An 8,280-nucleotide genomic window follows, 5' to 3' on the forward strand; every position below is an offset into this window, starting at 1 on the left:
GAGGTACACCGTCTGCCCCGGAACGATCACCGTCGCCCCGCCGGTATACCCCGTCCCGGAGGTCGATGCCGCCGCCGGCGTCGTCAGCGCCGGGTCCAGGAACACCGACTTCGCCGTGGAACCCCCCAGCAGGAACAGCCCCTTCGAGCTCCCGGGCGTGCAGCCATACGCCGCAATATCCGACGGCTCGGCGTAGGGCGTCCCGTTGTCGCTGGCCTTCGGGTCCTTGCCCGCCACCCGCGCCTGGTAGATGGCGCTGTCGCCGCTGCACGTGGCTGCCAGGAACGTCAGGCTCGCCGGCGCTGTCGCCTTCTGCGCCGCAGCCCCCTGCACGCCCAGCGACGCGGCCAGCCCGGCCGCTATCACCAGCATCATCAGCCGCTTCATGCTGCTGCCCTCCCGGCAATCACCCGCACCGCAATCGTTGGGTTTTCCCAGAGCGTCACCGCCACCAGCTCCGGCCCGCCCGGCATCTCCTCGAGCAGCGCCGCCGCCAGGTTGCGGAACATCACCGCCGCCACGTTCTCGCCCGTCGGCTGCACCACATCGAACGGCGGGATCTCGTTCAGGAACCGGTTGGCGTACTTCTTCGCCTCACGCTCCAGCAGGGCCTTGACCTCCCGGAAGCCTGCGATCATCCCGTTCTCATCCACCGCGTCCGTCACGAACACCGCCTGCACCCGGTACGAATGCGTGTGCTTCTCCCCGTTCGGCCGCACCGCGTGCGACGCGCCGAAAAACGAGTCCAGCGCCAGCTCGAACCGCAGACCACTCGTAAGTCCGCGTTGCACGGTCGCAACTACTTCCGGGGTTGGCTCACCCCGGGCGAGGAGCTTCAATCCCCCGGCTTCGGGCCGCCGCGAACCATCCATGCCATCTCACTCCAGCTGGTCTCCCCATGGGTTTCGGCACCAGTTCCGGGACGATTGAGTGACGATGCGGTAACGCGCCCCCTGCCCCTGCGCGCCCGTGCGCTTCCCGCCGAAAACCACCACGTAACACCACGCGGGGTCGAACCATGAACACCGTGGATTGGTCCTCCTGGCAGGCTGGCTACGAGGCTGGCATCGACGACGCCATCCGCCTCGTCGACCAGATGCGCGGCCCCGGCAACAGCAGCCTCACCGCGCCCGTCCTCCTTCGCATCCGCGCCGAACTGATCGCCCTGCGCGACCGCGCCAACCCGCGCGCCGCCTGACACAGCCCGCCGCCTGCCGTACCCTTCCCCGCATCCCGGCAGGGGGCGCAGCCATGCCCGAGTGGTCGAACTGGTCCGGCTCCGTCGTCGCTCCCACCGGCGCGATCCTGGCGCCCTCCACCGAAGCCGAGGTCGCCGAGATCGTCCGCCGCGCCGCCCGCGACGGCACCACCGTGCGAGTCGCCGGCTCCGGCCACTCCTTCACCCCGATCGTCCCCTCACCCGATTGCATCCTGTCGCTCGATGCCCTCGCCGGCCTCCTGGCCGCCGACCCCGCGACCGGCCGCGCTACCCTCCTCGCCGGCACCAAGCTCCACACCGCCACCCGCCTCCTCTGGCAGAACGGCCTCGCCCTCGCCAACCAGGGCGATGTCGATGTCCAGTCCGTCGCCGGCGCCATCGCGACCGGCACCCACGGCACCGGCCCTGCCTACGGCAACATCCCCTCCCGCCTCGTCGGCGCCCGCCTCGTCACCGCCGACAGCGACTTCCTCGACGTCACCCCCGACCTCCTCCCGGCCATCCGCGTCTCCCTCGGCCTCCTCGGCGTCATGACCCGCGCCGAGATCGCCTGCGTCCCCCGCTATGCCCTCCACGAGCGCGTCTGGCAGCACCCCATCGAGGAGTGCCTCGAAGCCCTCGAGCGCAACATCGCCGAGAACGACCACTACGAGTTCTTCTGGTTCCCGCGTTCCGATATCGCCGAATCCAAGGCCCTCAACCCGGTCGCTGCCGAGCCCGCCGAGGAGGAGCCGCCGCCTCTCGAGGGGCCCGGCGAACGCATCGGATGGTCGCACCGCATCTACCCCTCCGTGCGCAACCTCCGCTTCAACGAGATGGAGTACGCCGTCCCCGCCGAGGCCGGCCCCGCCTGCTTCCGCGCCGTACGCGAGCGCATGCGCAGCCGCCACCCGAAGGTGGGCTGGCCGGTCGAATACCGCACCCTCGCCGCCGATGACGCCTGGCTCAGCCCCGCGTATGGTCGACCCACGGTCACCATCTCCATCCACCAGGACGCTGACCGCCCCTACGCCAAGTTCTTCGCCGATATCGAAGCGATCTTCCGCGATTACGCCGGCCGGCCCCACTGGGGGAAGATCCACACCGCCAGCCGCGACGAGCTCGCCCGGCTCTACCCCCGGTTCGAACAGTTCGTCGAACTCCGCCGCCAGCTCGACCCCGACGGCCGCTTCCTCTCCCCCGCCCTCGCCCCGCTGTTTGCCTGAGATGTGACGCTGCCCTGCGAGTCTTGTCCGGCGCTCCCGTTCCGCGTACCTTCTGCGCAGTGAGCGAGATCGAAGCCCACCTCAGCCGCTGGCGGGAAGCTGGCCTCCTCGATGAGGCGACCGCCGAGCGCATCCGCGCCTTCGAAGCCGAGCGCGCCAGCCGCCGCCCCGCCATCCCGCCAGAAGAGCGCCCGGGCGTCATCGAAATCCTCCTCTACCTCGGCATCGCGGTCCTCGCCGTCGGCGTCACCGCGCTTGCCGCCCAGAACTGGGGCGACCTCGCCTCCTTCGCCCGGGTCCTCGTGACCGCCGTCCCCGCTGGCTTCACCCTGCTCGTCGGCGCGCTCCTGCGGCCGCGCAGCGAACCCGGCCTCCGCCGCGCCGGTCAGCTCGCCTGGGTCGCCTCCGTCGCCCTCACCGCCCTCGCGGTCGGGGTCATCCTCTGGGAGTACGAACCGTTCGGGCTCGCCCGCGACGACGACCGCACCCCGTTCCTCCTCGTCGCCTCGTCCGCAACAGCCCTGGCCCTCCTCCTCTGGGCGCTGTCGCCTTCCACCCTCCAGCTGTTCGCCCTCGGCGGCAGCTGCTTCTTCCTCGCCCAGTCGCTCGGCGCCTGGCCCGATGAGTACTCCTCGCGCCTCGCCGGGGGCTCGCTCGCCCTCGTGGCGCTCGCCGCCATCGCCCTCGCCGAAACTGATTACCTTAGCCCCCGCGCGACCGCTCGCTTCGTCTTCGGCTTCCTCCTCGCGGTTGGCGCCTTCTGGCCCGGCTTCGCTGACGGCGGCACCCCCTGGGAGCTTGCCGCCTTCGTCGCGGCTGCCCTGCTCCTCGCCCTCGGCGTCCTTCGCTCATCCTTCCAGTACGTGCTCTGGGGCGTGCTCCTCCTCTTCGTCGCCCTCGTCCGCACAATCTTCCAGAACTTCTCCGACCAGATTGGCGCCCCGGTCGCGCTCATCATCTCCGGTGCGCTGCTGATCGCTGCCGTGACCCTCCTCGCTCGCCTCGCGCCGTCCCTCCGCCGCGGGGTCGCCGCGTGAGCACCCGCGACCGCTGGTTCGCCGCGGCCGTCCTGGGAGGCCTCGCCGCAGTACTCGTCAGCGCTGTCATCGCCCTCGGCTGGGGCCGCAAGAACGTCTCCCCGCCCGACCTCACCGAAACCCCGAACCCTGCCATCCCCGGCCAGGTCCTCTACGTCGATGCCGACAGCTGTCTCATCCTCGCCGACGCCTCCGGCGCCGCACGGCGGCAGGTCGCCTGCACCGGGGTCGTCCCCGCTGGCGTCTACCTCCCCGATGCCGCGACCGTCGCCTACCTCGACCCCCGCCCCTCCCCCGGCAGGCTGGTCGTCCTCAACGCCGCCGATGGCAGCCAGCTCGACGTGCGAACCGTCGCTGAGACCGCCTTCCCCGGCGTCCCCACAGCGCCCGATGGCACCGAGGCCTACGCCCGATCAGACGGCCGCGTCCAGCTGCTCCGCGACGGCAAGGAGCTCGCCGTGCTCGCCTTCGATGACGTCGAGTGGGGCCCCCGCCCGCTCGGCTGGTCCCCCGATAGCCAGTGGCTCGTCCTCGCCTACGACCACCCCCGCAAATCTGCCACTGAGCTCTGGATCGTGTCCCGCGACGGCACGGTTCGCGGCACCATCGCGAACGACGCCTCCGGAGCGGGCATCGCCTGGCGCATCGAAGGCGTCGGCACCTGGCCGCCCGTCCCCTGAGTCCCTCCGGCTACCAGCGCTGCCCTGGCGGCGGCGCGATGGCCGGCTCGGCCCGTGTCATATGCGCGGCCGAAGCCCCTGCCCGCCACGGCCAGCTCCCCTCCCCCGGCGCGAACGCCCCAGCCTCGCGCGCCGCGACCGCCGCGGCCATCTCGAGCGCGCGCCGGGCCCCCGCGACGTCGTGTACACGGAAGATGCGCACGCCCTGTGCGAACGCCAGCGCGCTGACCACGTGCGTCTCCAGGTCGCGCTCCGCCGGCGGCAGCCCGCCGACGCTCCCGATGAAGTTCTTGCGCGAATGCGCCAGCAGCAGCGGCATCCCGAACGTGCCCAGCTCGCCGATCCGCCGGATCATCTGCAGGTCCTCGTCGTGGCTCTTGCCGAACGCAATCCCCGGGTCGATGGCGACCTGCTCGCGCTCCAGCCCGGCCTCCCACAGCATCTCCAGCCGCTCCTCCATCCACGCCACCGTCTCCGTCACGACGTCCTCGTACACCGGCGGGCTGTCCGGCCGCCGCTTCGGCACCGAGTAGCTGTAGTTCAGCACATACCCCGCCCCGGCCCGCGCCGCCTCGGCTGCGGCCCTGGTACCGAGGGTCAGCCCGCTGATGTCGTTTACCAGCTCCGCGCCCGCGGCGAGCGCCGCCCGCGCCACCTCCGGCTTGTAGGTGTCGCTCGAAACGGCGTGCCCCTCGCGCACCAGCGCCTCCACCGCGCGCGCCACAATCTCCGCCTCCTGCGCCGGCTCCAGCACCGGCCGGTCGGCCCGCGCGCTCTCCGCGCCGACATCGATGAGGTCGGCCCCCGCGGCCCGCAGCGACTCCGCCGCCCGCAGCGCCGCCGCCACGTCCCGCCCGACGCCATCCCCCGAGAACGAGTCATCCGTCAGGTTCAGGATGCCCATCACCACCGCCCGCTCGAGCGGCAGCACCCGGGTGCGCAGCCTCCATCCGCGCACCGGCCAAAGGAACGCCCGCAGCCGGCGGCCCGCTTCCGCACCCTCCACCTCCAGCGCTGTCGCCAGCCGCTCGAGGTCCCGCCGCGAAGCCGCCACGACCGCCTCATCCTCCTGCCGCAGGTCCACCCCCAGCCCCAGCGCGCTCGTGACCGCCTGAAGCAGCTCCCGCTCCCCCGCGACGTGCACGATGAAGGGCGCCTCCGGCTCGGCCGCCAGCATGCCCGCGCCCGGAGGCACCACCCGCAGCCGCGGCCGCCTCACCTCCCTGCCCCCAGCGCATCGACCATGCGCCGAACCTGCCACAGGTGTTCGAGGTCGTGGTGGTACGTCTCCCGGGCGATCTCGACCACGGTCAGCGCACCCCGGTAGGGGTGCAGCCCGGCCCGCTCCCAGTCGCGCTCCGGGATATCCCACAGCAGGTACGTCGTCCGTCGCCGCAGGTAGTGGAACTCATCCAGCAGGTCGTCCAGTTCAGCCTCCTCGTAGTCCTCCCTGAACGGGATGTCGTCGAAGTCCACGTGGCGGATCTCCGGCGTACCCCCGCGCCAGCCGAGGATCGTCTCCAGCTGCTCCTGCACTCCCTGCTCCACCTGCACGAGGTGAAACGGCACCGCCAGCAGGCACCACCCCTCGTCGTCGCCGGTCGCCGGGCGCAGCAGATCGCGCTCCCGCAGGCCCCGGAAGCTGCGCGCCAGCTCGCCCGCCGCCTCCCCGAGCGCCTTCAGCAGGAACGAAGGGTCACTGCCCGCCTGGCGTACATACCGCACCCCGCGATTCTAGCCCCTCACCGCCCGCCGGGCCGTGATCGCCGACGCCGCAAGGGCAACGTGGTTTACGTCACCGTCAGTGGTACGCCCTCGCGACAGAGCCGGCATTCGGCCGCGTCCCACGATTCCGCGGGCACCGAAAGGCAGGCGAAGAACGGGACCCCGAAGTCCACTCCGCCTTCGGTCCGGTCCACCAGCACCCCGACCCCCGCCACCTCCGCGCCCCGCTCGCGCACCGCCGCCAGCACCTCGCGGATGCTCCCGCCGGTGGTCAGCACGTCATCCACCACCAGCACGCGGTCGCCCGGGCCGATTTCGAACCCCCGGCGAAACTCCCGGCCCGGCTGACCGTCCTCCCGCCGCTCGGCGACGATCGCCCGCAGGCCCAGCTGCCGCGCTGTTTCGTACGCCAGGATGACGCCGCCCGTCGTCGGCCCGGCCACCAGGTTCGCTGTGCCCCGGAACCGCTCAGCGATCAGCCGGCAGAGCGGTTCGGTCACATCGGGCCACTGCAGGATGCGGAACTTTTCGATGTAGACCTCGCCGTGGCGCCCGCTCGAATACTGGAAGTGCCCCCGCAGGAGCGCCCCGCGCGATTCCAGCAGCGCCCGGGCCTCGTCGGTCGTCAGCGGCTTCGTCTCCATGCCGCGAGCGTACCCCGCCGGGCCCTTCCGGTCGCCCCTATTCCTCGCCGATCCGCTTCGTCGTCAGCACCGGCTTCTGGTCGGTCAGCTGACCCTGCTGGTTCGGGGCCCAGCCGAACCGGTCCAGCGGCAGGTAGGTGAGCGTCGCCTTGCCGATGATCAGGTCCTTCGAAACCAGTCCCACCTGCGCGCTGCGGCTATCGAGGCTGTTGTTCCGGTTATCCCCCATCACGAAGTACTCGTCCGGCGGGATCAGGATCTTCGGCAGCGAATCGTTCCAGGGCGCCGTGATGTACGGCTCTTCCAGCAGCCGGTCGTTGATGTACACCCGGCCGTTCACGATCTCGATCGTCTCGCCCGGCAGGCCGATGATGCGCTTGATCAGGTCCGTGCTCGGGTCGCGGGGGTCGCGCAGCACCACGATGTCCCCGCGTTGCGGGCCGTGGAACACGTACCGCGTCGGGTCGTCCCCCGCGTCGATGAACGGCAGGAACTGCGACAGCTTCTCCAGGTTCACTTCCGAGTAGACCAGCTTGTTCACGATCAGGAACTGCCCGTTTTCGAGCGTCGGATACATCGAGTTCCCGTCGACCTTGAAGTTCTGGAAGCTGGCCCGAACCGAAAGGAACACCAGGAAGGCCAGCATCGCCGTCTCGACCAGCTCACGCACCCACGACTTCAGCCGGGTGCCCTCGTGCCGCTCGGCCGCGGCCTCCTCAGGCCCGCCGGCCTCGTCGGTCGCCCAAGGTGGAACGAGGTCCGGCGCATCGAACCCGAACACCGGTGCCGCTGCCGGGCGCTCCAGCTCCGCCCGCACCTCGTCCTCCGGCGCCCAGCTGTCGTCGGAGGCGCTTCGCTGCGGCGCCCACGCGGCCATCCGGATGAACGGCCGCACCTCCGGCTCCTCGCTGCCAGCCTCGACGATCGAGGCCGCTTCGTCGCCAAAGAGCGCCGCGAGGGCCTGCTCGGTCTCCCGCCGTCGCCGCTCCTCCTCGGCCGGGTCGGGCTCCGGCGTGGCTGCGTGCTCCTCGAAGGCCCGCAGGACGACGTCGCCTTCGTCCTCGGTCGAACCCAGCGCCGGGACCTGTCCGTCGTCCTGCCACGAACCGCCCGGGCCGCCCCAGCGGTTCGCCGACGCCTCGTCCATCTGCGCTTCGAGGCTCGCGGCGAGGTCGACGTCGTCTGCCTCAGCCATCGGCGCTCGGACCGCGAACTCGGTCTGCTCGGCGATGGCGCCCCACATGTCCTCGGGCTCAGCCTCGCTCACCGGGGCGAGGGGCACCTCCTCCGCGGGCGGCATCCGGTTCCACGGGGTGGTCCCTGCATCGAGCGCCGCCCACGGGTCATCGCCCGGCGTCGCTTCCTCCGCCGCCAACTCGCCCGCCTGCGGGGTCTGCGGCTCGTCCCCCGGCTCCTCCGCCGACCACCAGGCCGCCGCCGGCGCGTCCTCCTTCGCCTCAACCTGGTCCACCGCCGGCACCGGCTCGCCCGCCGGCTCCTCCGCCGACCACCAGGCGGCCGCCGGCGCCTCCTCCTTCGCCTCGCCCTGGTCGACCGCCGACGCGGCGACGTCCTCAGTCTGCTCGGCCGACCACCACGCGGCCGCCGGCGCGTCCTCCTTCGCCTCGCCCTGGTCCACCGCCGGCGCCGCAGCGTCCTCAGGCTCCTCCGCCTGCCACCACGCCGCCGCCGGCGACTCCTGCTCCGCCGCCGGCTCAACCGGCGTCACGGCCTGCTCGGTCTCCCGCCGTCGCCGCTCCTCCTCGGCCG

10 protein-coding genes are annotated in these 8,280 nt (G+C 71.8%); 4 read left to right on the top strand and 6 right to left on the bottom strand.

The genetic code is table 11. The annotated features are described in order from the left end of the window. A partial coding sequence (locus VAE46_RS11535) for a hypothetical protein (RefSeq protein WP_322797084.1) occupies window positions 1–387 on the bottom strand: 387 nt, incomplete at its 3' end. Beyond that, window positions 384–791, bottom strand: a complete 408-nt coding sequence (locus tag VAE46_RS11540) for a 6-carboxytetrahydropterin synthase (protein WP_322797085.1) — start codon at window positions 789–791, stop codon at window positions 384–386. The genes VAE46_RS11535 and VAE46_RS11540, both read right to left, overlap by 4 nt. 227 nt (window positions 792–1,018) lie before the next feature. Here VAE46_RS11540 and VAE46_RS11545 point away from each other — a divergent pair, with 227 nt between their 5' ends. Genes VAE46_RS11545 through VAE46_RS11560 form a run of 4 tightly spaced genes read left to right on the top strand, consistent with a single transcriptional unit; the run spans window position 1,019 to window position 4,141 of the window. Continuing rightward, window positions 1,019–1,198 carry a hypothetical protein gene (locus VAE46_RS11545; protein WP_322797086.1) on the top strand — a complete coding sequence of 60 codons (180 nt, stop codon included), beginning with the start codon at window positions 1,019–1,021 and terminating at the stop codon, window positions 1,196–1,198. A 53-nt stretch (window positions 1,199–1,251) separates the two neighbouring features. Next, window positions 1,252–2,424, top strand: a complete 1,173-nt coding sequence (locus VAE46_RS11550) for a D-arabinono-1,4-lactone oxidase (protein WP_322797087.1) — start codon at window positions 1,252–1,254, stop codon at window positions 2,422–2,424. 59 nt (window positions 2,425–2,483) lie between these two features. Continuing rightward, window positions 2,484–3,461: a DUF2157 domain-containing protein gene (locus VAE46_RS11555; protein ID WP_322797088.1), complete on the top strand. Its 978-nt coding sequence runs from the start codon at window positions 2,484–2,486 to the stop codon at window positions 3,459–3,461. Further along, entirely contained in the window at window positions 3,458–4,141 is a 684-nt protein-coding gene (locus tag VAE46_RS11560) for a hypothetical protein (protein ID WP_322797089.1), read from the top strand. The genes VAE46_RS11555 and VAE46_RS11560 overlap by 4 nt, the downstream gene beginning before the upstream one ends. A 10-nt stretch (window positions 4,142–4,151) precedes the next feature. Here VAE46_RS11560 and folP read toward each other — a convergent pair whose 3' ends face one another. The 4 genes from folP to lepB all read right to left on the bottom strand — a co-directional run. Further along, window positions 4,152–5,360: a dihydropteroate synthase gene (folP, locus tag VAE46_RS11565; protein ID WP_322797090.1), complete on the bottom strand. Its 1,209-nt coding sequence runs from the start codon at window positions 5,358–5,360 to the stop codon at window positions 4,152–4,154. Further along, the gene (locus tag VAE46_RS11570) at window positions 5,357–5,866 is read right to left on the bottom strand and encodes a DinB family protein (protein WP_322797091.1); all 510 of its coding nucleotides are present in this window, start codon (window positions 5,864–5,866) and stop codon (window positions 5,357–5,359) included. The genes folP and VAE46_RS11570 overlap by 4 nt, the downstream gene beginning before the upstream one ends. Before the next feature lie 65 nt (window positions 5,867–5,931). Then, the gene (gene pyrE / locus VAE46_RS11575; RefSeq protein WP_322797092.1) at window positions 5,932–6,510 is read right to left on the bottom strand and encodes an orotate phosphoribosyltransferase; all 579 of its coding nucleotides are present in this window, start codon (window positions 6,508–6,510) and stop codon (window positions 5,932–5,934) included. Between the two features lie 37 nt (window positions 6,511–6,547). Then, window positions 6,548–8,280: signal peptidase I (gene lepB, locus VAE46_RS11580; RefSeq protein WP_322797093.1), on the bottom strand; the 1,733-nt coding region annotated here is incomplete at its 5' end.

This window comes from Tepidiforma sp., from assembly GCF_034433535.1.
Classification (GTDB): domain Bacteria; phylum Chloroflexota; class Dehalococcoidia; order Tepidiformales; family Tepidiformaceae; genus Tepidiforma.

Excerpts from the sequence above, each read along its gene's own strand:
- VAE46_RS11545 (WP_322797086.1), top strand. The coding sequence starts at position 1,019 with ATGAACACCGTGGATTGGTCCTCCTGGCAGGCTGGCTACGAGGCTGGC.
- VAE46_RS11550 (WP_322797087.1), top strand. The coding sequence starts at position 1,252 with ATGCCCGAGTGGTCGAACTGGTCCGGCTCCGTCGTCGCTCCCACCGGC.
- pyrE (WP_322797092.1), bottom strand. The coding sequence starts at position 6,510 with ATGGAGACGAAGCCGCTGACGACCGACGAGGCCCGGGCGCTGCTGGAA.